Origin of the sequence: Gordonia pseudamarae (genome assembly GCF_025273675.1) — a bacterium.
Taxonomy (GTDB): Bacteria; Actinomycetota; Actinomycetes; order Mycobacteriales; family Mycobacteriaceae; genus Gordonia; species Gordonia pseudamarae.
Genome location: NZ_CP045809.1, coordinates 3,786,590 through 3,808,763 on the forward strand (window position 1 = coordinate 3,786,590; position 22,174 = coordinate 3,808,763).

Genomic DNA, 22,174 nt, shown 5'->3' on the forward strand with positions numbered 1-22,174 from the left:
GCTGGCACACTCCTGATCCTCTATGCTAACTTCTGGTCATGGCCGAATCGGCCATGACCACCCACCTATAAGGAGCAATAATGGCACTTCGTGAAGGCGGCGTTCCCAGCCAGGGCGACATCATCGGCGACATCGTCGGCAGCATCGTCGGCGGCCTCATCGACGGCGGCGGTTCGTCGGGCGACTAGTTTTCGATCCACCAGAGAGAGAACGGATTCTGAACATCGAATCCGTTCTCTCTCTTCGTATGTGTGAAATGCGAACGAGATGGTGGCAACGCCGGGCGCCCATAGTGTGCGCAGAACACTGATCAAGAATCACGGGACCATCTGTTGACACCCGCCGATCGGGCTGCACTACCGGCACCATCACGAGCTTTTCAGTATATTCCTGTCGCAAATCCTTCTTTAACTAAACTAATATCACGCGGTAATCACGACTCCACAATGGTCGCGCCACAAGCCGTCCCAGCGCCGCCCGAGCACGAACCCGGCCCCGTTGAGCGTTTGCCCACCACCCGGTTGCTCCTGGACGACTTCGGCGCGCATATCCGGCGAACATACGGTTGACTGTCGGGTGGACGCCGGAAACGTCGCATCCGGTGCCACATCCAGCCAGCCCGCGACGCCGCTCACCGAGGAGTCACCGTGCCCGGCCCCGACAAGCCCCACACCCCGCCACCCGGCACCCGACCCGGCGCGCCCAACCTCCGTCCCGTCTCCGACACCCGGATCCGGATCGAGTACCGGACGGTGCACGGCTACCGGCGCGCGTTCCGGATCGCCGGCGGCGGCCCCGCGTTGTTGTTGATCCACGGCATCGGCGACAACTCGTCCACCTGGGACGAGATCATTCCCACGTTGGCTCAGCACTACACCGTGATCGCTCCCGACCTGCTCGGCCACGGCCAGTCCGACAAGCCGCGCGCCGACTATTCGGTGGCCGCTTTCGCCAACGGTATGCGTGACCTGCTGGTGGTACTCGGTATCCCCAAGGTCACCGTGATCGGCCATTCCCTTGGCGGCGGCGTCGCCATGCAGTTCTGCTACCAGTTCCCCCGGTTCGTCGAACGGCTCGTGCTGGTCGCGGCGGGTGGGGTGATGCGCGAGGTCAACCCCGTCCTGCGGATGGTGACCCTGCCCGGAGCCGGCGAACTCCTGGCCATGCTCCGGATTCCCGGCGTACTGCCCGCAGTGCGCTGGGGCGTCGACAAGCTGGCCGATGCACCCCGTCTGCCCGGTGTCCCCGCCGGCTGGTCACCGAGCGGGGCGCTCAAGGACCACGACGACCTACTGCGGGTTGTGAGCGGACTCGCCGACCCGGGCGCTTCCAAGGCGTTCCTGCGGACTCTGCACGCCGTCGTCGACTGGCGCGGGCAGTCGGTCACCATGCTCGACCGTTGTTATCTCACCGAACGCCTGCCGATGCTGGTGCTCTGGGGCGACGAGGACACCGTCATCCCCTACCATCACGCGATCATCACCAACACCGTCATCCCGCATTCGGAGCTCGTCACCTTCGAGGGCTCCGGTCACTTCCCGTTCCACGACGATCCCGAACGCTTCACCCGCACCCTCATCGACTTCATCGAACGCACCACACCGCTGGATTTCGATCCGCTCATGTGGCGTGAACTGATGAGTTCGGGAGGCGCTCAGACCGCCGACTTCGAAGGTGACGAGGAGACCATCGACGAGGTGCTCGAAGCGTTCGAGGACGAGCGCAGCGCCACCTGACCCACCGATTCAGCCGGGCGATTCCGAATATCCGCGGCGGCGGCCGGAAGGCGACCCACCCGTCGGTCCAGGCTCGTCACTCGTGCTCCTCGCGCCTCAACCGGCACGGTGGGCGGCAAGGGTTCAGGTGCCGCAGCAGCCACCGGGAGTTCGCACGTCACGCGTGATCGCGTTGCGAGCCGAGAGTTCGGCGTCGGCGGGATAGTCGACACCGATCAGGCACAATCCGCGGGCCTCTGCGACAGGTACTTGCTGGTTGCGTTCAGTCGCACCGAGCAACCGTCGGCACCAGCCGATGTCGCGACGGCCGTCTCCGACACTGGCGACGGCGCCGACCAGGGAGCGGACCATCGACCAGCAGAACGCGTCGGCGCTCACCGATCCGACCAGCACACCGTCGTCGTCGCGGCGCCAGGTAAAGCGTTGCAGCTCGCGGATGGTGGTGGCGCCCTCACGTCGCCGGCAGAATGCGGCGAAATCGTTGAGCCCCAACAAAGTCTGTGATGCGGCGTTCATCGCGTCGACGTCGAGCGGCCGACGCCACGCGGCTGTGGTGCGGGCGACCACCGGTTCGGCACCCCACCGGGCATCGGTAAGCCGGTACTCGTAGTGCCGTCGCAACGCCGAGAAGCGGGCATCAAAGTCGGCGGGCACCCGGTGGATCTCCTTGACCCGCACATCGTCGGGCAGCATCTTGCCCAGCCTTCCGACGAGCATCGACGGATCGCCCGCGATGCTGCGGGTGTCGAGGGCCGACTCCGGGATGTCCGCGTGGCATACCTGCCCGGTGGCGTGTACTCCCGCATCGGTGCGGCCGGCGACGGTAAGCCGCACCGGCACCCGCAACACCATCGCCAGGGTGTCTTCGAGGACCGCGCATACCGTCCGCTGATCGGTCTGCCGCGCCCAGCCCGCGAAATCCGTTCCGTCGTAACCCACATCGAGCCGCAGACGGACTAACCCGCTGAGCTGATTCACCGGGCCTCGTTGCGTATCCCCGCTGATCCCACACACAACGAACCCGTCGTCACCTGAGGTGACGACGGGTTCGTGGGCAGCGTTGCTGCTCAGTCTTCCGACTCCTGCTGGCTCGGCGGCAGCGAGTAACCCGCGGCCTCGGCATCGGCGTCAGTGGCGAACCAGACCTCGGCGACCGTCGAGTCGTAGAACCGGGTGCCGGGGCGGTGGTAGAGCTTGGAGCTCTCGTTGCCCTTGATCGGGAAGCCCTCCGGCTGCGATCCGTCCTCGAGCGGGGCGTGCGAACCGGTGGCCGCGGGAGCCTCCGAGGTGTCGAGCAGACCCACCGGAGCGGCGGTCTCCTCGGACTCGGGGGCGTCGGTGGCCTCGGCCGCCTTCTGCGCCTCGGCGGCCTTGGACGCGGCCGCGCGGTTGGCGCGGTTGGCCTCGGTCGACACAGTCTCACCGGTCACCAGCTCGATCACTGCCATGGGGGCGTTGTCGCCCTTGCGGTTCAGCGTCTTGATGATGCGGGTGTAGCCGCCGTTGCGATCGGCGTACGACGGACCGATCTCCTCGAACAGCACGTGCACGATGTCCTTGTCACGGATGACCTTGAGGACCTCACGACGGTTGGCGAGCTTGCCGTGCTTGGCGTGCGTGATCAGCTTCTCGGCGTACGGGCGCAACCGCTTGGCCTTGGCTTCGGTGGTGGTGATGCGGCCGTGCTCGAAGAGCGAGGTGGCGAGGTTCGCCAAGATCGCCTTCTGATGGCTCGCCGACCCGCCGAGGCGGGCACCCTTTGTGGGCTTGGGCATTGCTATCTCCTAGAAGAGACGACTCTCGATCTTTTCCGAAGACCTCGAGTCACGGGTTCTGATGGTGGGCTACAGCCCCCAGCGCTGTTCGGTCAGAGTTGTTCGGTCTCTGCGAAATCCTCGCCGCCTTCATCGCTGAACGTGGCATCGTCCGACCACGTGCCGGTGGCCGGGTCGTAACCGGCGACCTGCGACGGGTCGAAGCTGGCCGGGCTGTCCTTGAGCGACAGACCCAGCGCGTGCAGCTTGACCTTCACCTCATCGATCGACTTCTGGCCGAAGTTGCGGATGTCGAGCAGGTCCGACTCGGTGCGGGCAACCAGCTCGCCGACGGTGTGCACACCTTCGCGCTTGAGGCAGTTGTACGACCGGACGGTGAGCTCGAGCTCCTCGATCGGCAGGCTGAACGACTGGATGTGATCCGCTTCGGCCGGCGACGGCCCGATCTCGATGCCCTCGGCCTCCACGTTGAGCTCCCGGGCGAGCCCGAACAGCTCGACGAGGGTCTTGCCCGCCGACGCCAGCGCATCGCGTGCGCTGATCGAGTTCTTGGTCTCGACGTCGAGCACGAGCCGATCGAAGTCGGTGCGCTGCTCGACGCGGGTGGCCTCGACCTTGTAGGTGACCTTCAGGACCGGCGAGTAGATCGAGTCGACCGGAATCCGGCCGATCTCGGCACCCGACGCCTTGTTCTGCACCGCGGGAACATAACCGCGGCCACGCTCGACGACGAGCTCGATTTCGAGCTTGCCCTTGTCATTGAGGGTGGCGATGTGCAGATCGGGGTTGTGCACGGTGACACCGGCCGGGGGCACGATGTCGGCGCCGGTCACGGTGCCCGGCCCCTGCTTGCGCACGTACATGGTGACCGGCTCGTCTTCCTCGGAGCTCACCACGAGGCCCTTGAGGTTCAGGATGATGTCGGTGACATCCTCCTTCACGCCGGGGACGGTGGTGAACTCGTGCAGGACACCGTCGATGCGGATGCTGGTGATGGCAGCGCCCGGGATCGACGAGAGCAGGGTACGGCGCAGCGAGTTACCGAGGGTGTAGCCGAAACCGGGTTCGAGCGGTTCGATGACGAACTTCGACCGATTCTCGGCGACGATCTCTTCGGTGAGGGCAGGTCGCTGTGAGATGAGCATCTGGTGGATTTCTCCCTATGGCCGACCGCTATTTGACGGCCTAGAAGTGGACCGAACAGCTTGTGCTGTAAGGCTGTAGCGATCTGAGGACTACTTGGAGTAGAACTCGACGATGAGCTGTTCGGAGATCGGGATCTCGATCTGGGCGCGCTCGGGAACGTTGTGCACCAGGATCCGCAGCGTCGACGGAACCACCTGCAGCCAGCCCGGAACCGGACGATCGCCGACGAGCTCCTTGGCGATCTGGAACGGCGTGGTGGCCAGCGACTTCGGCCGGACATCGATGATGTCGTACTGGCTGACGCGGTAGCTGGGCACATCGACCTTCACACCGTTGACGGTGAAGTGGCCGTGGCTGACCAGCTGGCGGGCTTGGCGACGGGTCCGGGCGATGCCGGAGCGGTACACGACGTTGTCGAGACGCGTCTCGAGGATGCGCAGCAGCTCGTCACCGGTCTTGCCGGAGCGACGGTTGGCTTCCTCGTAGTAGCGGCGGAACTGCTTTTCCAGGATGCCGTAGGTGAAGCGGGCCTTCTGCTTCTCCTGCAGCTGGAGCAGGTACTCGCTCTCCTTGATCCGCGCGCGGCCGTGCTGGCCGGGCGGGTAGGGGCGACGTTCGAACGCCTGGTCTCCGCCGATGAGATCGACACGCAGACGACGAGACTTCTTGGTGGCGGGGCCGGTATAACGAGCCATGAGTTTCTCTGTTCCTTTCCCGCTTAGACCCGACGCCGCTTGGGCGGACGGCAACCGTTGTGCGGCTGCGGGGTGACATCGGAGATGGTGCCGACCTCAAGGCCGGCGGCCTGCAACGACCGGATGGCGGTCTCGCGACCCGAACCCGGTCCCTTGACGAACACGTCGACCTTCTTGACGCCGTGTTCCTGCGCCTTGCGGGCGGCGTTCTCGGCGGCGAGCTGCGCGGCGAACGGGGTGCTCTTACGCGAACCCTTGAAGCCCACGTGACCCGACGACGCCCAGCTGATCACGTTGCCGTTGGGGTCGGTGATCGAGACGATGGTGTTGTTGAACGTCGACTTGATGTGTGCGTTGCCGTGCGGGACGTTCTTCTTATCCCGACGGCGTGTGCCCTTCTTGGGGCCTGCGGCGCGTGACTTCGGAGGCATTACTTCTTCTTCCCGGCGATGGTCTTCTTCGGGCCCTTACGAGTGCGGGCATTGGTCTTGGTGCGCTGTCCGCGGACCGGCAGACCACGACGGTGGCGCAGGCCTTGGTAGCAGCCGATCTCGATCTTGCGACGGATGTCGGCCTGGACCTCGCGGCGCAGGTCACCCTCGACCTTCACCGAGGCTTCGATGTACTCGCGCAGCTTAGAGATGTCTGCGTCGGTCAGATCCTTGGCGCGCAGGTCGGCGCTCAGGCCGGTGGCGGCCAGGATCTCCTTGGAGGTGGTGCGACCAACTCCGTAGATGTACGTGAGTGCGATCTCCAGCCGCTTTTCGCGGGGAAGATCCACACCAGCAACACGTGCCATGTGGCGTGATTCCTTTACTTGTCAGAGGTCTGCTCCCAGTCCGTCCCGCCTGTGCGGATTCCGTGGTGAATCCGTATCGGGCCCCGGCCTCTGAACCGGGGGTGGGCGCCTGCGGCGTATGCCGACGCTGGTGCTGGGAGGGCTTCACAAAAGTCTGTTCAGCTCTGGTCGTGCCTAACTCAGTTCTTGCGTATTCAGTTGTGTGTCTCAAGCGACCACGAGTGGTGCTGTGATCAGCCCTGACGCTGCTTGTGGCGCAGGTTGTCGCAGATCACCATGACCCGGCCGTTGCGGCGGATCACTTTGCACTTCTCGCAGATCGGCTTGACGCTCGGCTGAACCTTCACGTCTCGCTCCTTAACATGGGCCTGCTGGGCGTCGGGCTTGAGTCCGGTCTTCCCTCCTCGCTCGGGATCGCAAGCTCCCCCTCGCTCGTCAGTCCAGACCGGACACGCCTTCCTGCCCACCAGACCGGCTGGGCGGTCCAGTGGTGTGACTACCAGACCCGATTACTTGTACCGGTACACGATTCGGCCACGTCCGAGGTCGTAGGGCGAAAGCTCAACGACCACCCGATCCTCAGGCAGGATGCGGATGTAGTGCTGCCGCATCTTGCCGCTGATGTGGGCGAGGACCTTATGTCCGTTCTCCAGCTCAATGCGGAACATCGCATTGGGCAGAGGTTCGACAACACGCCCCTCGACCTCGATGGCCCCGTCTTTCTTCGCCATATCCTCCGCGATCCTGGCGTGCGATTGCCCGCAAGCCCGGTTGAATCCATGTCTATCCGTTAGGGTGATGGCACTCCGCTGCCGGAGACCACCGTGGTGCGCCTCCCCGGCCACGAGCCGCCGCCGGAGCGATGACACGCGAAAACCGGGCACGCGACGCGCACCGACGATCCATGTTACGCCTAGTGCGCTATCGGGTCCAAATGCGACGCCGAAGCGGCGTCCGCCACGAGAAAGCTCCGCGGGCGCGACCGGCGATCCGGCCTGCACGCGCGGGCGTCGGCCTGGCACACTTGGCTGATGCAGCAGTTTCTGGTGCGCACCGCGCTGACGGCGATCACCCTGTGGATAGCGACGCTGATCGTGCCCGGCCTCGACTTCGTCGGTGGCGACGAGACGTGGGAGAAGATCGGCATCGTCGTTGTCGTGGCGATCATCTTCGGCCTGGTCAACGCGGTCGTCAAACCTGTCGTGCAATTGTTCGCGATCCCGCTGTACATCCTCACCATCGGGCTCGTGCACATCGCGATCAACGCGCTGATGCTGGAGCTGACGGCCTGGATCACGCGTAACACCACCCACTGGGGGCTGGCCGTGGACGATTTCTTCTGGTCGGCGATCCTCGGCGCGATCGTCGTCTCGATCGTCAGCTGGATCCTCGACCTGACGCTGAAAGAGGACCCGTGGCGGTGGGCCGACCGATAGGGTCGGTGTCATCCGAATCGTCCGAAGGCGCCCGATGACCACACGTCCGCTGATCCTGCTGTCGGTTCCGGTTGTCGCGGCGGGACTGCTCGCCGGTTGTGGCGACGACGGTTCCGCCGGCGACGAACCCCGCAGGGTCACCGTCATCGGCACCGGCGAGGTCACCGGTGTCCCCGACACCGTCACCGCGGTGGTGGGCGTCGAGGCCGAGGGCGACGACGTGTCGACAGCCCTGAACGAGGCCAACACCAAGATCAAGGCCGTCACCGACGCCGTGGTCAAGGTCGGCGTCAAGGCCGAAGACGTGCAGACCCAGCAGGTCTCGCTGTCCCCGCGACACACCAGCCCGGGACCGGGGCAGGTGTCGGGTATCGGCGGGTACACCGCCGCCAATACGCTCACCATCAAGGTCCGCGACGTCGGCACCGCCTCCGTGGCATTGAGCGCGGCCGTCGACGCCGGTGGCGACAACACCCGTATCACCAGCGTCGGCCTGTCCATCGACGACGACGCCGACCTGCTCGAACAGGCCCGCACCCGCGCCTTCACCGACGCCCGCACCCGCGCCGAACAGTACGCGTCCCTGTCCGGGGACAAGCTCGGCCCGGTGCTCTCGATCGACGAGCAGGTCAGCGGCGCCTCCCCCAAGAACTATGCCCGCGAGAGCGCTCTCGACGCCGCGGTTCTCATCTCCCCCGGACAACAGACCCTCACCTTCACGGTCACGGTGTCGTTCACACTCACGTAGCCCGGCCGGGACCCGCTCAGGCCCCCAGGATCGCGGCGAGTTGTTCGGCGGGTGCCGACGAACCGAGGATCTGGATGGCGACGTGGTCGGCGCCACCGGCCAGGTGCTCGTCGATCTGCTTCTTGACGTCGGCCGCATCTCCGTGCGCCACCAGCGCGTCGATGAGCGAGTCGCTGCCGCCGGCACCAATGTCGGCGTCGGTGTATCCGAGCCGGCGCAGGTTGTTCGTGTAGTTGACCAGGTGCAGGTAGGGCTGATCGACCGGCGGCCTGCCCACCGCTCGCGCCGAGACCGGGTCGGCGTCGAGGACCACCTTGTGTTCCGGGGCGAGCAACGCCTCCGGCCCGAGGATCTCGCGGGCAACCCGCGAGTGGGCCGCCGGCACCAGGTAGGGATGCGCGCCGAGGGCACGCCGCGCCGACAGTCTCAGCACCCGCGGCCCGAGCGCGGCGAGCACCCGTCGATCGCGCGGAACCCCTTCGGCATCGAGCACGTCGAGGTAGTCGGTCAGTGCCTCATACGGTTTCGTGTACTCCGAGGTGGCCTCGGGATGACCGGCGCCCAGACCGAGGTAGAAGCGGCCCGGAAAGTCCTCGTCCAGCGCCCGGAACTCGCCCGCGATCACCGCGGGGTCGGTGTTCCAGATGTTGACGATGCCCGTGGCGACGGTGATGTTCTCGGTGGCTTGGAGCACTTTTCGCACCGGCCGCAGGTGCGCCGGTGACCCGCCGAGCCAGACGGTGCCGAGCCCGAGTCGCTCGAACCGGGCCACCTCGTCGGCGGAGAACTGCGCAAATCCGCCCCAGACACCGTATGTGCCGAACCGCTTCTTGTGTGCCGCCCGCGAGCTCAGGTCATCATCACCGGACATCGGGGTTCCCTTCGTCGTTCCCTGTATGCGGGTGGCCCGTGTGTGGGGCCACCCGTATGTGGCGGACACGCCTTGGCCCCCGGCACCGCTCCCGACGAACCGGGCCGTTCCGGGGTCTTCTGCGCCCGCAGCCGATCCGGGTCAACGCAGGATCGCACGTTCTCATTCCTTGGGGGCGACTATTTCTCAGCCCGAATCCAACCGTTGGGTGTGCACGGCCGTGTTGGCACTCTTACCCGAGTTATCGGGCGCACCGCTTGGCCGTGCCCCGACTGCTTTCACCACCCTGATTCGTCAACACCGAAGCGAGCGAACACCGTGCGCATCAGCCGGAACACCCGATCCGCCACCCTCCCGATCCTGTCAGCCCTCCTCGCGATCATCGCGCTGGTCCTCACCGCCTGCGGCTCCTCCGACGACCACGGGGTGGACCTGAGCAAGGATCTGCCCACCGAGATCCCCGCCGGAACCACGATCGTGTGGGCCGACCAACAGAACAAGTACCAAACCCTTTTCGCCGCATCCGGTCTCGACAAGGACCTGCCCTACAAGCTGGAATACGCCAACTTCACCGGCGGGCCCGCCGTCCTCGAGTCGTTCCGCGCCGGCACCGCCGATATCGCGGGAGTCGGTGACGTGCCCCCGATCCACGCGCAACTCACCGATCAGAAGGTACCGATCGTGCTGGCGCTGCAGAACAGCCTCACCACCTACGATCTGGCCACCGCCCCGGGGGCGGATGTGAAGACCGCCACCGATCTGCGCGGCAAGAAGATCGCCTACGCCGAGGGTACCGCCCAGCAGGCCGTGGTACTGCGTGCCCTGGCCAATGCCGGACTTGAGGTCAGGGATGTCCGGCTGGTCAAGCTGAAACTCGCGGAGTTCTCGGATGCACTGGGCGCCAATCAGGTTGATGTGGCACCATTGAACGAGCCGCGACTGACCCGCTACCTGCGCGATTTCGGTCGTGACGGCGCCTCGACGGTCGATCCGAACAGCCTCGGCCGGGTCTCGGAGGGCCTGAGCTACGTGTACGCCCGCGGCGAATCACTGACCGACCCGGCCAAGGCCGCCGCGCTGCGCCACCTCGTGGGCGTGGTCATCAAGGCATACCAGTGGGCCAACACCCATCCGGCCGAGTGGATCGAGCAGTACTACGTCAATAATCAGAACGTCACCGCCGACGACGGCCGGCGCATCCTGCGCAGCACCGGCACCGTCGCCTTCCCGCCGCTCGACGACGCGCTGATCGAACGCCAGCAGGCCACCATCGACGTTCTCGACAACGCCGGCCAGTTGCCCAAGAAGGTGCGCGCAGCAGACGATTTCGATCTCCGCTTCACCCCAGTGATCGAGGACGCCAAGAAGGAATCGGGCGCGCCGAGTGAATCGGGAGTCATCCGATGACCACCACAGTCGCGCGGAACAGTCTGTCCCGCAACCAAAACACCGCCCCACCACGCGACACCGACAGGTCGGACGACTATCCGGGCCTCGAACATCGCACCGGCGCGCCACGGCGAAGGCTCGGCCCGGGAAACCCGATCCGCGGCGGCTGGCTGCTGGGACCGGCGCTGCTGGTGGCGATCTGGTTCATCGGTTCGGCCACCGGGTTCATCGACGAACGCACGCTGCCCGCCCCCTGGACGATCGCCGAGACGGGCGCCGACCTGTGGTCCGACGGCCGGCTCCCCGACAACATTCTCGCCTCGCTCAAGCTGGCCTCGATCTCCTTGGTGATCGGCGTACTCGCCGGCCTGGTGATGGCGCTGGTCGCCGGCCTGAGCCGACTCGGAGAGGCCCTGCTCGACGGGCCGGTGCAGATCAAACGCGCCATCCCCACTCTGGCGATCATCCCGCTGGCGATCATGTGGTTCGGCATCGGCGACACCATGAAGATCACCATCATCGCCCTGGCCGTGCTGGTCCCGATCTACATCAATACCCACGCCCAGTTGCGTGGCGTGGATCTGCGGCACGTCGAACTCGCTCAGACCGTGGGTCTTTCCCGACTCGAGTTCATCCGGCGGGTCGCCTTACCCGGCGCCATCCCCGGCTTCTTCACCGGCCTGCGACTGGCCGTCACCACCTCGTGGCTGGCACTGGTGGTGGTCGAACAGATCAACGCCACCAAAGGTATCGGCTATCTGATGGACCAGGCCCGCACCTACGGGCAACTCGACATCGTCGTCGTCGGACTCGTCGTATACGGCGTGTTCGGTCTCCTGAGCGACACCGTGGTACGCATCATCGAACGGAGGGCACTGACATGGCGCAAGTCACTGGGCAGCTGATCGATTCTCCTGGGCACCAACCCACACCGGCGGCACACCGGGCAGTGGTCGACGATCCGGTTCTGGTGGCCGACAAGCTCACCCGCCGGTTCGGCGAGCGCACCGTCCTCGACGAGATCGACCTGACCATCGCGCGCGGTGAGTTCGTGGCCCTGCTCGGCCGCAGCGGCAGCGGCAAGTCCACGTTGCTGCGCGCGGTCGCCGGGCTCGACGTCGGTGTCGACGGCACCGGCGACCTGTTCGTCGCCCGCAATTCGTCCGTGGTGTTCCAGGATTCGCGCCTGCTCCCGTGGTCACGGGTACTGCCCAACGTCACCCTCGGGCTGTCGGGCCGCAACGCCGCCGACGCCGGGCGCACCGCGCTCACCGACGTCGGCCTCGAAGGCCGGATGCGGGCCTGGCCCAACGAATTGTCCGGCGGCGAACAGCAACGGGTGGCACTCGCCAGATCGCTCGTGCGCCAACCCGAGCTGTTGCTCGCCGATGAGCCCTTCGGCGCGCTCGACGCCCTCACCCGTATCCGCATGCACGGCCTGCTCCGCGAATTGTGCGGCAAGTACCGGCCGGGGGTGCTGCTGGTGACCCACGACGTCGACGAGGCGATCACCCTCGCGGACCGGGTCCTGGTCCTGGACAACGGCCGGTTCGTCGCCGACCGCGATCTCGATTCGCTCGGCCCCCTGCGCTCCCTGCGCGACCCCGAGTTCGTCGCCCATCGCGAAGCCCTGCTCGCCGCGCTCGGCGTCGACATCACCACTCACTGACCGACGGAAGGAACACACCCGTGAGCACACAACAGCTCCACCTGAATGCCTTCATCTATCCCGCGGGCCATCACGAGGCCGCATGGCGTCACCCACGCAGCCAACCGCACCGCATCTTCGATGCCGACTACTACCAGGAGATCGGAAAGGCCGCCGAGGCAGCGCTTTTCGATGCGGTCTTCTTCGCCGACGGCCCAGCGCTGCGCAGTGAGGCCGCCTTCAGCACCGCGGGCCGGCTCGAACCGATCACCGTACTCGGCGCGATCGCCGCGGCCACTGAACGAATCGGTCTGATCGCCACCGCCTCCACCACCTACTACGAGCCGTACAATCTGGCGCGCCTGTTCTCGACACTCGACTTCCTCTCCAAGGGTCGGGCCGGCTGGAACATCGTCACCACCTCCACCGATGCCGCCGCCGAAAACTTCGGCCTCACCGCACATCCCGATCCGCAGGCGCGGTATCGACGGGCCGCGGAGTTCGTCGACACCGCGACCCGGCTATGGGATTCCTGGGAGGATGATGCGGTCGTCCTCGACCGGGACAACGGACAGTACGCGGACACCGACAAGATCCACCGCGCCGAGTTCGTCGGCGAACATCTCACGGTGCGCGGCGCTTTCAACGCACCTCGCTCCCCGCAAGGCTATCCGGTGCTGGTGCAGGCGGGGGCGTCCAACGACGGGCGTGCGTTCGCCGCACGGTACGCCGAGGCGATCTTCACCGCGCATCAATCGCTCGCCAACGCGCAGGCCTTCTACTCCGACATCAAGGACCAGGCACGCGGCCTGGGCCGCAACCCCGATCACATCAAGATCCTGCCCGGCCTGAGCCCGTTCATAGGCGACACCGAGGCAGCGGCGAAGGATTTGGAGCGCGAGTTCAACAAGCTCACCGTTCCCGCCTACGGCCTCAAGCAGATTCGCGGCATCGCCGATGTCGACCTATCGGCCCTGGACCTCGACGCCCCGGTCCCCCTCGACGCATTCGGCCAGGCGGGCAACGTCACCGACAACCAGCGCAGCCGCAAGCAGGTGGTGGCCGAGATCGTCGCGAAGGAACGGCCCACCGTCCGCGAACTGCTGCACCGGCTCGCCGGGGCGCGCGGACATCGGGTCGTCGCCGGCACCCCCGAACAGATCGCCGACACCATCGAGGAGTGGTTCACCCGGGGCGCCGCCGACGGGTTCAACGTGATGCCGCCCTACTACCCGGGCGGACTCACCGACTTCACCGAGCACGTCGTACCGATACTGCAGCGCCGCGGCCTGTTCCGTACCGAATACACCGGCACCACCCTGCGCGATCATCTCGGCCTGCCGCGGCCGGAGAACCAGTTCGCCGTCCGGCAGGCGTCGGCGCAGAGCGCCAGTTGAGGGGCTCGGACCCCGCCTGTACCGGCGAGACCGCATCCGCCCGCACGCTCGCCCTGCACGTCCACCTGCCGACAGGTCTGCTCGGTGTGGCCGGCGGCGCCACCGCGCCCATCGTGGTGCTGGCGGCGCTGGCCCACGGGGCGTCGGTGTCGCAGGCCGGATTGGTGGTGGCCGGCGGCGGGCTCGGTATGGTCACGGCCGATCTGCCCGCCGGAAGCCTGGTGGCACGAATCGGGGAACGCTGGTCCATCGCCATCGGCAGTGCGATCGGCGTGATCGGCGCGCTGCTGTGCGTGGCCGACGTCTCGCTGCTCACGCTCGGCGCCGGAGTGGTCCTGCTCGGCCTCGCGCAGGCTGTGTGGGGGCTGGCGCGGCAGTCGTACCTGACCGCGGTCGTGCCGTTCGGGCAACGGGCACGGGCGATTTCGGCGATGGCCGGCATGAGCAGGCTCGGCTTCTTCCTCGGCCCGTTCATCACCGCCGTCATCCTGGGGGCGGAAACCACCGGCGACGACGGGGGTTCGGGCCACCTGTCGTACGTGTTCGCGGTGCAGCTGGCGATGGTGGTGATCGCCGGCGTGCTGTTCGCGACCATGGCCGACCCGCCGCAGCCGCGCGCTCGCACCGTGTCGCTACCGATCCGCCGGGTCGCCGCCCGCGAACGCGGAACACTGCTGCGTCTGGGCCCGGGGGCGTTGGCACTCGGCGCGGTCCGGGCCTCGCGAACGGTGGTGCTGCCGCTGTGGGCTGAGCACATCGGTATGTCGGGTGCGACGATCGCCCTCGTGTTCGGTGTGGCGGGCGCACTCGACGTCGGCCTGTCGTATCCGGCCGGGGTCGGCCTCGACAGGTTCGGCCGGCGCGCAATGGCCGTCCCGGCGATGACGCTCTATGCCGCCGGCCTGCTGTGCATTCCACTGGCCGACTCCGAGGCCGGGGTGTGGATCGTGGCGCTCGTCGTCGCCTCGGCGAACGGCCTCACCAATGGGCTGGTCATGACGATCGGCGCCGACGCCGCCTGCGAGGATGCCCGTCCGCAGTTCCTCGCTCTGTGGCGGCTGCTGCACGACGGCGGGTCGGCGGGCGCACCCGCGGCGGTCGGTGCCTTGGCCGGGCTGCTCGGGCTGGGCGCGGCATCGGCGTGCACCGGGCTGGTCGGTCTCGCCGGTGCGGTGGTGTTCGGGGTGTTCCTGCCCCGCACGCACCGCACCGGCGAGGCTGGCATCCTGGACCGATGCGAGCGGTCATCCAGCGAGTCAGCCAGGCGAGTGTCACCGTCGATGGCGAAGTAGTCGCCGTCCTCGACATCCCCGGCACCGGCACCACCTGCGAGCACGGCCTCGTCGTGCTTGTGGGCGTCACCCATGACGACACCACCGATGACGCCGTGCGCCTTGCCGACAAGCTCTGGCGACTGCGGATCCTGCCCGGTGACGAGCGCGAACTGTCCGCCGCCGATCTCGGCGCACCGATCCTGGTGATCAGCCAGTTCACCCTGTACGCCAACACCGCCAAGGGTCGCCGACCGTCGTGGAACGCCGCCGCTCCCGGACCGGTGGCAGAACCACTCGTCGACGCCGTGGTCGAGGAACTGCGATCGTTCGGTGCCACCGTCGCCACCGGGCGCTTCGGTGCCCACATGCACGTGTCGCTGGTCAACGACGGGCCGGTCACCCTCATCCTGGACACCGACCGGCGTTAGCGTTGGCTCAGTGTCAGGGTTAAGGCAGCCGCCATCGGTGGCTGGTTGGATCCTGAGCATTCGGTGCCTGGCTCATAGCGTTGGTGTCGCCTTCGGGCTGACGAGCATGCGTTTTGCCGGCATCGGGTGTGAAGGACCGGCCGGCGTGACTTGATAGGAGCGTGGCGTCGCCCCGACTGAGATGTGTCCGCCGACCGGCCCAATCGTCCTCGCATCTGAGTGAAGGAGGCAACCACCATGGTTGTTGTTGGAGCCGACGTACACAAGCGGACGCACACGTTTGTCGCTGTCGATGAGGCTGGCCGCGAGCTCGGCCACAAGACGTTCGACGCGGACTCCGCTGGCCATCGCAAGGCCGTCGCGTGGGCGCGTGAACGGTTCGGGACCGAGCTGCTGTGGGCGATCGAAGACTGCCGCCACCTCTCAGCACGACTTGAGCGTGATCTGTTGACCGTGGGCCAGCAGGTGGTGCGGGTGCCGCCGAAGATGATGGCCGAGCAGCGACGTACCGCCCGCACGCGGGGCAAGTCGGACCCGATCGACGCGCTCGCGGTCGCCCGGGCCGCGTTACGCGAGCCGGACCTTCCGATCGCCTCCCATGATGAGCAGTCGCGGGAGCTGAAGCTGCTGGTCGACAGGCGTGATGACCTGGTCAAACACCGCACGGCGACGATCAACCGACTACTGTGGCGCGTCCACGAACTCGACCCTGCATGGGCGCCGAAGGCGACGTCTCTAGACCTGGCCAAGCACCAGCAGATCCTTGCTGACCGGCTCGCTGGCGCGCCCGGGATCGTGGCCGAACTGGCCCGTGACGAGCTCGCTGACATCGTCGATCTGACGGTGCGGATCAACCAGCTCCAGCGGCGGATCGCGGGGCTGGTCGAGCAGGCCGCGCCGACGCTGCTGGCCATGCCCGGTGTTGGCGCCCTGACCGCGGCCAAGCTAGTCGGTGAAGCCGCCGGCATCAGCCGGTTCAAATCCGAGGCAGCGTTCGCCCGGCATGCCGGGATCGCGCCGATCCCGGTCTGGTCGGGCAACACCAAGGGCCGGGTCCGGCTCACCAGGTCAGGCAACAGACAACTGAACGCAGCCATCCACCGCATAGCCGTCACCCAGATCCGACTCGATGGCCTCGGCCGGGCCTACTACGAGAAGAAGAAGGCCGAAGGCATGTCCACACCCGAGGCCCTGCGATGCCTCAAACGGCGCCTCGCGCGCGTCGTATTCAACCGCATGACCGCCGATCACGCCGCCGCGACGACCGCCCTCGCCCAAGCGGCTTGACATAGGAGAAACGCATGGGACGTATCACCACCCGCCGCCCCGTCACCCGAATCAGGGGCGACGGGCACACCGTGCGGCGACCGGACACGCTCGCGGTGGAGGAGCCACTGGAGATCCGGGTCGGCGGCCGGTCGCTGGTGGTGACCATGCGCACCCCCGGCCACGACGTCGAACTCGCCGCCGGATTCCTGGTGTCCGAGGGTGTGCTGACCGGAGCCGATGACCTGCTGACCGCCCGCTACTGCGCGGGCGCCGACGCCGACGGCGCCAACAGCTACAACGTCCTCGACCTCGCGCTCGCCCCGCACGTGGCTCCCCCCGCGCCGGAGTTGGCGCGCAGCTTCACCACCACCAGCGCCTGCGGGGTGTGCGGCAAGGACAGCATCGACGCGATCGGCACCCGGTCGTCGTTCGGTGTCGCCGACGACCCGCTGACGGTTACCGCCACCATGCTCCTGCGGCTGCCCGACCGCCTGCGTGATCACCAGAACGTCTTCGACAAGACGGGCGGCCTGCACGCCGCCGCACTCTTCGACGGCGCCACCGGTGAGCCGGTGGTGGTGCGTGAGGACGTAGGCCGGCACAACGCCGTCGACAAGGTCGTCGGCTGGGCCCTCACCCAGGGACTGCTGCCGCTGCGCGGCCACATCCTCCAGGTATCCGGCCGTGCCAGTTTCGAATTGGTGCAGAAGGCGGTGATGGCCGGAATCCCGATGCTCTCGGCGGTGTCCGCCCCATCATCACTGGCCGCCGACCTCGCCGACGAATCCGGCCTCACCCTCCTCGGTTTCGTCCGCGGCGACTCCCTCGTCGCCTATACCCGTGAGGACCGCATCGACGGGGCGGCACCGGTGTGAGTGCGATGTGGCACCGCCCGTCGCCGCTGGTATCCGGCGTCGGTCCGGTGAACCGACGGGACTGTTCGGGCCGACGTCGCGCTACGGGCGCGTGGTCAGGATCCTCGGTCCGTCACCGGTCACGACGACGGTGTGTTCCCAATGCGCGGCCCGCGATCCGTCATCGGTGACGACGGTCCAGTCGTCATCGAGCACCGACGTCTCGGTGGTGCCGAGCGTGAGCATCGGCTCGATGGCGAGGGTGGAACCGATGACGAGCAGCGGCCCCCGGTTCGGTTTGCCCTCGTTCGCCAGGAACGGGTCGAGGTGCATTTCGCGGCCGATGCCGTGACCGCCGTAGCCGGAGACGATGCCGAATCTGCGACCGAACGTGACCTCGGCGGCGCGGGTCGCCTTTTCCAGAGCGTGGGAGATATCGGTGAGCCGGGCACCGTCGACCATGGCGGCGATGCCCGCCTCCAGCGTCAACCGGGTGGCCTCGCTCAGATCCGAATCGGCCTGCGACAGTTCGCCGATACCGAACGTCCAGGCGGAGTCGCCGTGCCAGCCGTCGAGGATGGCACCGCAGTCGATGGACACCAGATCGCCCTCGGCCAGGACAGCGTCCTTGGTGGGGATGCCGTGCACCACCACATCGTTGACGGAACTGCAGATGGATCCGGGAAAGCCGTGGTAGCCCTTGAACGACGGGGTCGCCCCCGCCTCGCGGATCACCGATTCTGCGATCTCGTCGAGGTCGAGGGTCGACATTCCCGCTGTGGCCTCGGCACGTACCGCGACGAGGGCAGCCCCGACGACCGCCCCCGCCGCCGCCATCGCATCGACCTCGCCGGCCGTGCGAAACGGTACGCGCTTTCTGCCTCTACGTAACACACTCACGTGAGTCGACGACTCACTTCTCCACCGCGGCGAGCACCGCGAGCACACGCTGATGGACTTCCTGCACATCACCGACGGCGTCGATGGTGGTGACCTGTCCGGCGTAGTACTCCAGCAGCGGCGCGGTCTCGGTGGCGTACACCGACAGCCGGTTGCGGATCACGTCCTCGGTGTCGTCGGCACGGCCACGGGACAGCATCCGCTCCACCACCACGTCGGCGTCGACATCGAACGACAGCACACCGTCGAGGGTCGCGTCGAGATCGGCGAGGATCTGGGCGAGCGCATCGCCCTGTTCGGTCGAGCGCGGAAACCCGTCGAGGATGAAGCCTTTGACGGCGTCGGGCTCGGCGAGCCGGGCGCGCACCATGTCGACGGTGATCTCCGACGGAACCAGGTTGCCGGCGTCGAGGTACTTCTTGGCCTCGATGCCCACCGGGGTGCCCTGCGAGATGTTGGCCCGGAACAGATCGCCGGTGGAGATGTGCGGGATTCCCAGCGCCTCGCTCAGCAGCTCTGCCTGTGTACCTTTACCCGCGCCGGGCGGACCGAGAATAACGAGTCTCACTTGAGGAACCCTTCGTACTTCCGTTGCATCAATTGACTGTTGACCTGCTTCATCGTGTCCAAACCGACACCCACCATGATCAGCACCGCGGTTCCACCGAAGAAGTTCAGGCCGCTGGCCGCGCCACCGCTGCTCATGTCGAGGAAGACATTGGGCAACACGGCGATGATACCGAGGTAGATCGAACCGGGCAGCGTGATTCGGCTCAGCACGTAACCGAGGTAGTCGGCGGTGGGCTGGCCAGGACGGATACCCGGGATGAAGCCGCCGTACTTCTTCATGTCGTCGGCCCGCTCTTCAGGGTTGAAGGTGACCGCCACGTAGAAGTACGTGAAGAAGATGATCATCGCGAAGTAGATCAGGATGTGCGACCAGCTGGTCGGATCCGTCAGATAGTCGTTGACGAATTTCTTCCAGCCCGAGGTGTCGTCGGAGCCCGCGGTGAGCTGCAGGATCAGCTGCGGCAAATACAGCAGCGACGACGCGAAGATCACCGGGATAACACCGGCCTGGTTGACCTTGAGCGGCAGATATGTCGACGATCCGCCGTACATCTTGCGACCGACCATCCGCTTGGCGTACTGCACCGGGATACGGCGCTGGCCCTGCTCGACGAACACGACACCGGCGACGATGACCAGTGCGGCCACACACACCAGCGCGAAGGCGAGTCCGCCACGCTGGTCGAGGATGGCCTTGCCCTCGGCGGGGATACGGGCGGCGATACCGGCGAAGATCAGCAGCGACATTCCGTTGCCGACGCCGCGTTCGGTGATCAGCTCGCCCATCCACATGACGACGCAGGCGCCCGCGGTCATGACGAGCACGACGATCGTCAGCGCGAACACCGACTCGTCGTTGAGCACGTCGCCGGTGCAGCTGTCGGGAAGGAGCTGACCGCGCGAGGCGAGAGCGACGATGCCCGTCGACTGCAGCAGGGCCAGCGCCACCGTCAGGTAGCGGGTGTACTGCGTCATCTTGGCCTGGCCGGATTGGCCTTCTTTGCGCAGTTGTTCGAAGCGCGGGATGACGACGGTCAGCAGCTGCACGATGATGCTCGCGGTGATGTACGGCATGATGCCGATCGCGAACACCGCCAGCTGCAGAAGTGCGCCGCCGGAGAACATGTTGATCAGCGCATAGACCTGGTTGTCACCGGAGTTGATCTGGTCCATGCAGTCGTTCACTACTTTGTAGTTCACGCCCGGGGACGGGATGGTAGCGCCGAGGCGGTACAGGATGACGATGCCGATGACGAAGAGGATCTTCTTCCTCAGGTCCGGCGTCCTGAAGGCCGCGACGAGGGGGGAGAGCACTAAGTTCCTCCTAGTCCGGGGTGGTGTCGGCCGAGGTGGCCGGGAACGTCATGTGAAACTCTAACAGTGGCGCCGAAACCGGCTCGTCGGCCACAGTGTGACCAGGACTTTTGTCGGTTTCGCTAATGAACGGCCGACTGGCGGCCGACACAAACCGCAGCGAGCCGCCGGTCAAGAGAAGCGCATGAGGCTGCTCTTGTCCGGCGGCTCGTGAGCTTGTCAGAGCTCGGAGACGCTACCACCGGCGGCGGTGATCTTCTCCTTGGCCGCGGCGGTGAACTTGTTGGCGGTGACGTTGACGGCCACCGACAGGTCGCCGTCGCCGAGCACCTTGACCAGCTGGTTCTTGCGGACCGCGCCGGCGGCGACGAGCTCGTCGACGCCGATGGTGCCGCCCTGCGGGAACAGCCGGGCGATGTCGCCGACGTTCACAACCTGGTACTCGACCCGGTTGCGGTTGGTGAAGCCCTTGAGCTTCGGCAGCCGCATGTGGATCGGCATCTGGCCGCCCTCGAATGCGGCGGGCACGTTCTTGCGTGCCTTGGTGCCCTTGGTGCCGCGACCGGCGGTCTTACCCTTGGAACCCTCACCGCGACCCACACGGGTCTTCTCGGTCTTCGCGCCCTCCGCGGGGCGAAGGTGATGAAGCTTGATGGTCATTTGCTTAAACCTCTTCGACTGTCACGAGGTGGCGCACCACGTTGATCAGACCGCGGTTCTGCGGGGTGTCCTCGCGGGTGACGGTCTTGCGGATGCCCTTCAGGCCGAGGGTCCGCAGGCTGTCACGCTGGTTCTTCTTGGTACCGATGGTGCCCTTGATCTGAGTGATCTTCAGTTCGGCCATGATCTACACTCCCTGACCGGCACGGGCGCGGAGCATACCGGCCGGTGCCACATCTTCGATCGGGAGGCCACGACGGGCCGCGACCTCTTCGGGGCGCTGCAGCATCTTGAGCGCGGCAACGGTGGCGTGGACGACGTTGATCGCATTGTCGGAGCCGAGGCTCTTGGCGAGAACGTCGTGCACACCGGCGCATTCGAGCACGGCACGAACCGCGCCACCGGCGATCACACCGGTACCGGGGCTGGCCGGACGAAGCATGACGACACCGGCTGCGGCCTCACCCTGAACCGGGTGGGTCACGGTGCCGCCGATCAGCGGGACGCGGAAGAAGTTCTTGCGAGCCTCTTCGACACCCTTCTGGATCGCGGCCGGAACTTCCTTGGCCTTGCCGTAGCCGACGCCGACGAGGCCCTGGCCGTCGCCGACCACCACGAGAGCGGTGAAGGAGAATCGACGGCCACCCTTGACCACCTTGGACACGCGGTTGATCGCGACCACGCGCTCAAGCTGATTGCGGTCCTGCTCGCGATCACGGCCGCCGCGGTCACGGCGGTCGCCGCGGCCGCGGCGCTCGTTGTTGTTGTTGTTGTCGTTTCCGGCGGGTCCGTTTCCGCCGTCACGCTGACGTCCGGGCATCAGAGGTTCCCTCCGGTCACTGTGGTGTTGCTGGTCGAGATGGTCATCAGAAGCTCAGGCCTCCCTCGCGGGCGGCGTCGGCGAGCGCGGCGATACGGCCGTGGTAGTCCTTGCCACCACGGTCGAACACGACGGCCTCGACACCGGCGGCCTTGGCACGGGCGGCGATCAGCTCGCCCACCTTGCGGGCATGTGCCGACTTGTCGCCGTCCACCGAGCGAACCTCGGCCTCGATCGACGACGCGGCGGCAACGGTCTTGCCGGCGAGGTCGTCGATCAGCTGGACGTGGATGTGGCGGCTGCTGCGCTTGACGGCCAGACGCGGACGCTCGGCGGTGCCGGCGACCTTCTTACGCAGACGGAAGTGCCGGTTCGCGGTCGCGGTGCGACGACGAGTCGAGACGTCCTTGCCGAGCGGCTTGCGATCGATCTTGGTTTCACTCAT

27 protein-coding genes are annotated in these 22,174 nt (G+C 66.6%); 11 read left to right on the forward strand and 16 right to left on the reverse strand.

The window, feature by feature from the left end; translation table 11 throughout:
- Positions 1 to 647: 647 nt before the first annotated feature.
- On the forward strand, positions 648 to 1,736 hold the full coding sequence (locus GII31_RS16840; protein WP_213244533.1) for an alpha/beta fold hydrolase: 1,089 nt from the start codon (positions 648 to 650) through the stop codon (positions 1,734 to 1,736).
- A gap of 123 nt (positions 1,737 to 1,859) precedes the next feature.
- On the opposite strand, the gene truA is transcribed toward GII31_RS16840, so the two are convergent.
- The 8 genes from truA to infA form a co-directional block, all read right to left on the reverse strand.
- Positions 1,860 to 2,714 (reverse strand): tRNA pseudouridine(38-40) synthase TruA, encoded by an 855-nt coding sequence (gene truA / locus GII31_RS16845; protein ID WP_213244534.1) that lies wholly within the window; start codon positions 2,712 to 2,714, stop codon positions 1,860 to 1,862.
- Between the two features lie 89 nt (positions 2,715 to 2,803).
- Positions 2,804 to 3,511 (reverse strand): 50S ribosomal protein L17, sunset domain variant, encoded by a 708-nt coding sequence (gene rplQ, locus GII31_RS16850; protein WP_213244535.1) that lies wholly within the window; start codon positions 3,509 to 3,511, stop codon positions 2,804 to 2,806.
- Positions 3,512 to 3,603: 92 nt separating this feature from the next.
- Positions 3,604 to 4,656, reverse strand: coding sequence for a DNA-directed RNA polymerase subunit alpha (locus tag GII31_RS16855; protein ID WP_213244536.1), 1,053 nt, complete (start codon positions 4,654 to 4,656; stop codon positions 3,604 to 3,606).
- A 90-nt stretch (positions 4,657 to 4,746) separates the two neighbouring features.
- On the reverse strand, positions 4,747 to 5,352 hold the full coding sequence (gene rpsD / locus GII31_RS16860; protein WP_213244537.1) for a 30S ribosomal protein S4: 606 nt from the start codon (positions 5,350 to 5,352) through the stop codon (positions 4,747 to 4,749).
- Between the two features lie 23 nt (positions 5,353 to 5,375).
- Complete coding sequence (rpsK, locus tag GII31_RS16865) at positions 5,376 to 5,783, reverse strand: 30S ribosomal protein S11 (RefSeq protein WP_005187705.1); 408 nt, start codon at positions 5,781 to 5,783, stop codon at positions 5,376 to 5,378.
- A complete protein-coding gene (rpsM, locus tag GII31_RS16870) occupies positions 5,783 to 6,151 on the reverse strand; it encodes a 30S ribosomal protein S13 (protein ID WP_005187704.1) in 369 nt (122 codons plus the stop codon). The genes rpsK and rpsM overlap by 1 nt, the downstream gene beginning before the upstream one ends.
- Before the next feature lie 233 nt (positions 6,152 to 6,384).
- Positions 6,385 to 6,498, reverse strand: coding sequence for a 50S ribosomal protein L36 (gene rpmJ / locus GII31_RS16875; RefSeq protein ID WP_040515091.1), 114 nt, complete (start codon positions 6,496 to 6,498; stop codon positions 6,385 to 6,387).
- 162 nt (positions 6,499 to 6,660) lie between these two features.
- Positions 6,661 to 6,882, reverse strand: coding sequence for a translation initiation factor IF-1 (gene infA, locus GII31_RS16880; protein WP_005187701.1), 222 nt, complete (start codon positions 6,880 to 6,882; stop codon positions 6,661 to 6,663).
- Positions 6,883 to 7,182: 300 nt separating this feature from the next.
- On the opposite strand from infA, the gene GII31_RS16885 reads away from it, so the two are divergent.
- Together GII31_RS16885 and GII31_RS16890 are read left to right on the forward strand one after the other, a co-directional pair.
- Complete coding sequence (locus GII31_RS16885) at positions 7,183 to 7,587, forward strand: phage holin family protein (protein ID WP_213244538.1); 405 nt, start codon at positions 7,183 to 7,185, stop codon at positions 7,585 to 7,587.
- 34 nt (positions 7,588 to 7,621) lie between these two features.
- Positions 7,622 to 8,335, forward strand: coding sequence for an SIMPL domain-containing protein (locus GII31_RS16890; RefSeq protein ID WP_213244539.1), 714 nt, complete (start codon positions 7,622 to 7,624; stop codon positions 8,333 to 8,335).
- Positions 8,336 to 8,351: 16 nt separating this feature from the next.
- Here the strand turns inward: GII31_RS16890 and GII31_RS16895 are convergent, their stop codons facing one another.
- On the reverse strand, positions 8,352 to 9,206 hold the full coding sequence (locus tag GII31_RS16895; RefSeq protein ID WP_213244540.1) for an LLM class F420-dependent oxidoreductase: 855 nt from the start codon (positions 9,204 to 9,206) through the stop codon (positions 8,352 to 8,354).
- A gap of 318 nt (positions 9,207 to 9,524) precedes the next feature.
- Between GII31_RS16895 and GII31_RS16900 the strand changes: the two genes are divergently transcribed.
- The 8 genes from GII31_RS16900 (at position 9,525) to fdhD (ending at position 17,486) form a co-directional block, all read left to right on the forward strand.
- Entirely contained in the window at positions 9,525 to 10,613 is a 1,089-nt protein-coding gene (locus GII31_RS16900) for an ABC transporter substrate-binding protein (protein ID WP_260840059.1), read from the forward strand.
- A complete protein-coding gene (locus GII31_RS16905) occupies positions 10,610 to 11,500 on the forward strand; it encodes an ABC transporter permease (RefSeq protein ID WP_213244542.1) in 891 nt (296 codons plus the stop codon). The genes GII31_RS16900 and GII31_RS16905 overlap by 4 nt, the downstream gene beginning before the upstream one ends.
- A complete protein-coding gene (locus tag GII31_RS16910; protein WP_246221926.1) occupies positions 11,476 to 12,264 on the forward strand; it encodes an ABC transporter ATP-binding protein in 789 nt (262 codons plus the stop codon). Before GII31_RS16905 ends, GII31_RS16910 begins: the two co-directional genes overlap by 25 nt.
- A gap of 20 nt (positions 12,265 to 12,284) precedes the next feature.
- Positions 12,285 to 13,640, forward strand: coding sequence for an LLM class flavin-dependent oxidoreductase (locus GII31_RS16915; protein ID WP_213244543.1), 1,356 nt, complete (start codon positions 12,285 to 12,287; stop codon positions 13,638 to 13,640).
- Entirely contained in the window at positions 13,637 to 14,932 is a 1,296-nt protein-coding gene (locus GII31_RS16920; protein ID WP_260840060.1) for an MFS transporter, read from the forward strand. Before GII31_RS16915 ends, GII31_RS16920 begins: the two co-directional genes overlap by 4 nt.
- On the forward strand, positions 14,875 to 15,342 hold the full coding sequence (dtd, locus tag GII31_RS16925; RefSeq protein WP_213244545.1) for a D-aminoacyl-tRNA deacylase: 468 nt from the start codon (positions 14,875 to 14,877) through the stop codon (positions 15,340 to 15,342). Before GII31_RS16920 ends, dtd begins: the two co-directional genes overlap by 58 nt.
- A 219-nt stretch (positions 15,343 to 15,561) precedes the next feature.
- A complete protein-coding gene (locus tag GII31_RS16930) occupies positions 15,562 to 16,629 on the forward strand; it encodes an IS110 family RNA-guided transposase (RefSeq protein WP_246221927.1) in 1,068 nt (355 codons plus the stop codon).
- A gap of 14 nt (positions 16,630 to 16,643) precedes the next feature.
- Positions 16,644 to 17,486, forward strand: a complete 843-nt coding sequence (gene fdhD, locus GII31_RS16935; RefSeq protein WP_213244547.1) for a formate dehydrogenase accessory sulfurtransferase FdhD — start codon at positions 16,644 to 16,646, stop codon at positions 17,484 to 17,486.
- A gap of 81 nt (positions 17,487 to 17,567) precedes the next feature.
- Here the strand turns inward: fdhD and map are convergent, their stop codons facing one another.
- The 7 genes from map to rplR all read right to left on the reverse strand — a co-directional run bounded on the left by map (position 17,568) and on the right by rplR (position 22,174).
- Positions 17,568 to 18,359 carry a type I methionyl aminopeptidase gene (map, locus tag GII31_RS16940; protein ID WP_213250622.1) on the reverse strand — a complete coding sequence of 264 codons (792 nt, stop codon included), beginning with the start codon at positions 18,357 to 18,359 and terminating at the stop codon, positions 17,568 to 17,570.
- 19 nt (positions 18,360 to 18,378) lie between these two features.
- Positions 18,379 to 18,933, reverse strand: coding sequence for an adenylate kinase (locus GII31_RS16945; protein ID WP_213244548.1), 555 nt, complete (start codon positions 18,931 to 18,933; stop codon positions 18,379 to 18,381).
- Positions 18,930 to 20,249, reverse strand: a complete 1,320-nt coding sequence (gene secY, locus GII31_RS16950) for a preprotein translocase subunit SecY (RefSeq protein ID WP_213244549.1) — start codon at positions 20,247 to 20,249, stop codon at positions 18,930 to 18,932. Before secY ends, GII31_RS16945 begins: the two co-directional genes overlap by 4 nt.
- 219 nt (positions 20,250 to 20,468) lie before the next feature.
- Positions 20,469 to 20,909 carry a 50S ribosomal protein L15 gene (gene rplO, locus GII31_RS16955; RefSeq protein ID WP_213244550.1) on the reverse strand — a complete coding sequence of 147 codons (441 nt, stop codon included), beginning with the start codon at positions 20,907 to 20,909 and terminating at the stop codon, positions 20,469 to 20,471.
- A 4-nt stretch (positions 20,910 to 20,913) separates the two neighbouring features.
- A complete protein-coding gene (gene rpmD / locus GII31_RS16960; RefSeq protein WP_213244551.1) occupies positions 20,914 to 21,093 on the reverse strand; it encodes a 50S ribosomal protein L30 in 180 nt (59 codons plus the stop codon).
- Positions 21,094 to 21,096: 3 nt separating this feature from the next.
- Positions 21,097 to 21,729: a 30S ribosomal protein S5 gene (gene rpsE / locus GII31_RS16965; protein WP_213244552.1), complete on the reverse strand. Its 633-nt coding sequence runs from the start codon at positions 21,727 to 21,729 to the stop codon at positions 21,097 to 21,099.
- A 46-nt stretch (positions 21,730 to 21,775) separates the two neighbouring features.
- Positions 21,776 to 22,174: a 50S ribosomal protein L18 gene (gene rplR / locus GII31_RS16970; protein ID WP_213244553.1), complete on the reverse strand. Its 399-nt coding sequence runs from the start codon at positions 22,172 to 22,174 to the stop codon at positions 21,776 to 21,778.

Coding starts and splice junctions, on each gene's coding strand:
- infA (WP_005187701.1), bottom strand. CDS start 6,882: ATGGCGAAGAAAGACGGGGCCATCGAGGTCGAGGGGCGTGTTGTCGAA.
- GII31_RS16855 (WP_213244536.1), bottom strand. CDS start 4,656: ATGCTCATCTCACAGCGACCTGCCCTCACCGAAGAGATCGTCGCCGAG.
- GII31_RS16895 (WP_213244540.1), bottom strand. CDS start 9,206: ATGTCCGGTGATGATGACCTGAGCTCGCGGGCGGCACACAAGAAGCGG.
- rpsM (WP_005187704.1), bottom strand. CDS start 6,151: ATGGCACGTGTTGCTGGTGTGGATCTTCCCCGCGAAAAGCGGCTGGAG.
- fdhD (WP_213244547.1), top strand. CDS start 16,644: ATGGGACGTATCACCACCCGCCGCCCCGTCACCCGAATCAGGGGCGAC.
- dtd (WP_213244545.1), top strand. CDS start 14,875: ATGCGAGCGGTCATCCAGCGAGTCAGCCAGGCGAGTGTCACCGTCGAT.
- rpsD (WP_213244537.1), bottom strand. CDS start 5,352: ATGGCTCGTTATACCGGCCCCGCCACCAAGAAGTCTCGTCGTCTGCGT.
- rpmD (WP_213244551.1), bottom strand. CDS start 21,093: ATGGCCGAACTGAAGATCACTCAGATCAAGGGCACCATCGGTACCAAG.
- GII31_RS16885 (WP_213244538.1), top strand. CDS start 7,183: ATGCAGCAGTTTCTGGTGCGCACCGCGCTGACGGCGATCACCCTGTGG.
- rplR (WP_213244553.1), bottom strand. CDS start 22,174: ATGAGTGAAACCAAGATCGATCGCAAGCCGCTCGGCAAGGACGTCTCG.
- rplO (WP_213244550.1), bottom strand. CDS start 20,909: ATGACCATCAAGCTTCATCACCTTCGCCCCGCGGAGGGCGCGAAGACC.
- rplQ (WP_213244535.1), bottom strand. CDS start 3,511: ATGCCCAAGCCCACAAAGGGTGCCCGCCTCGGCGGGTCGGCGAGCCAT.
- GII31_RS16910 (WP_246221926.1), top strand. CDS start 11,476: ATGGCGCAAGTCACTGGGCAGCTGATCGATTCTCCTGGGCACCAACCC.
- rpsE (WP_213244552.1), bottom strand. CDS start 21,729: ATGCCCGGACGTCAGCGTGACGGCGGAAACGGACCCGCCGGAAACGAC.
- GII31_RS16890 (WP_213244539.1), top strand. CDS start 7,622: ATGACCACACGTCCGCTGATCCTGCTGTCGGTTCCGGTTGTCGCGGCG.
- GII31_RS16905 (WP_213244542.1), top strand. CDS start 10,610: ATGACCACCACAGTCGCGCGGAACAGTCTGTCCCGCAACCAAAACACC.
- rpsK (WP_005187705.1), bottom strand. CDS start 5,783: ATGCCTCCGAAGTCACGCGCCGCAGGCCCCAAGAAGGGCACACGCCGT.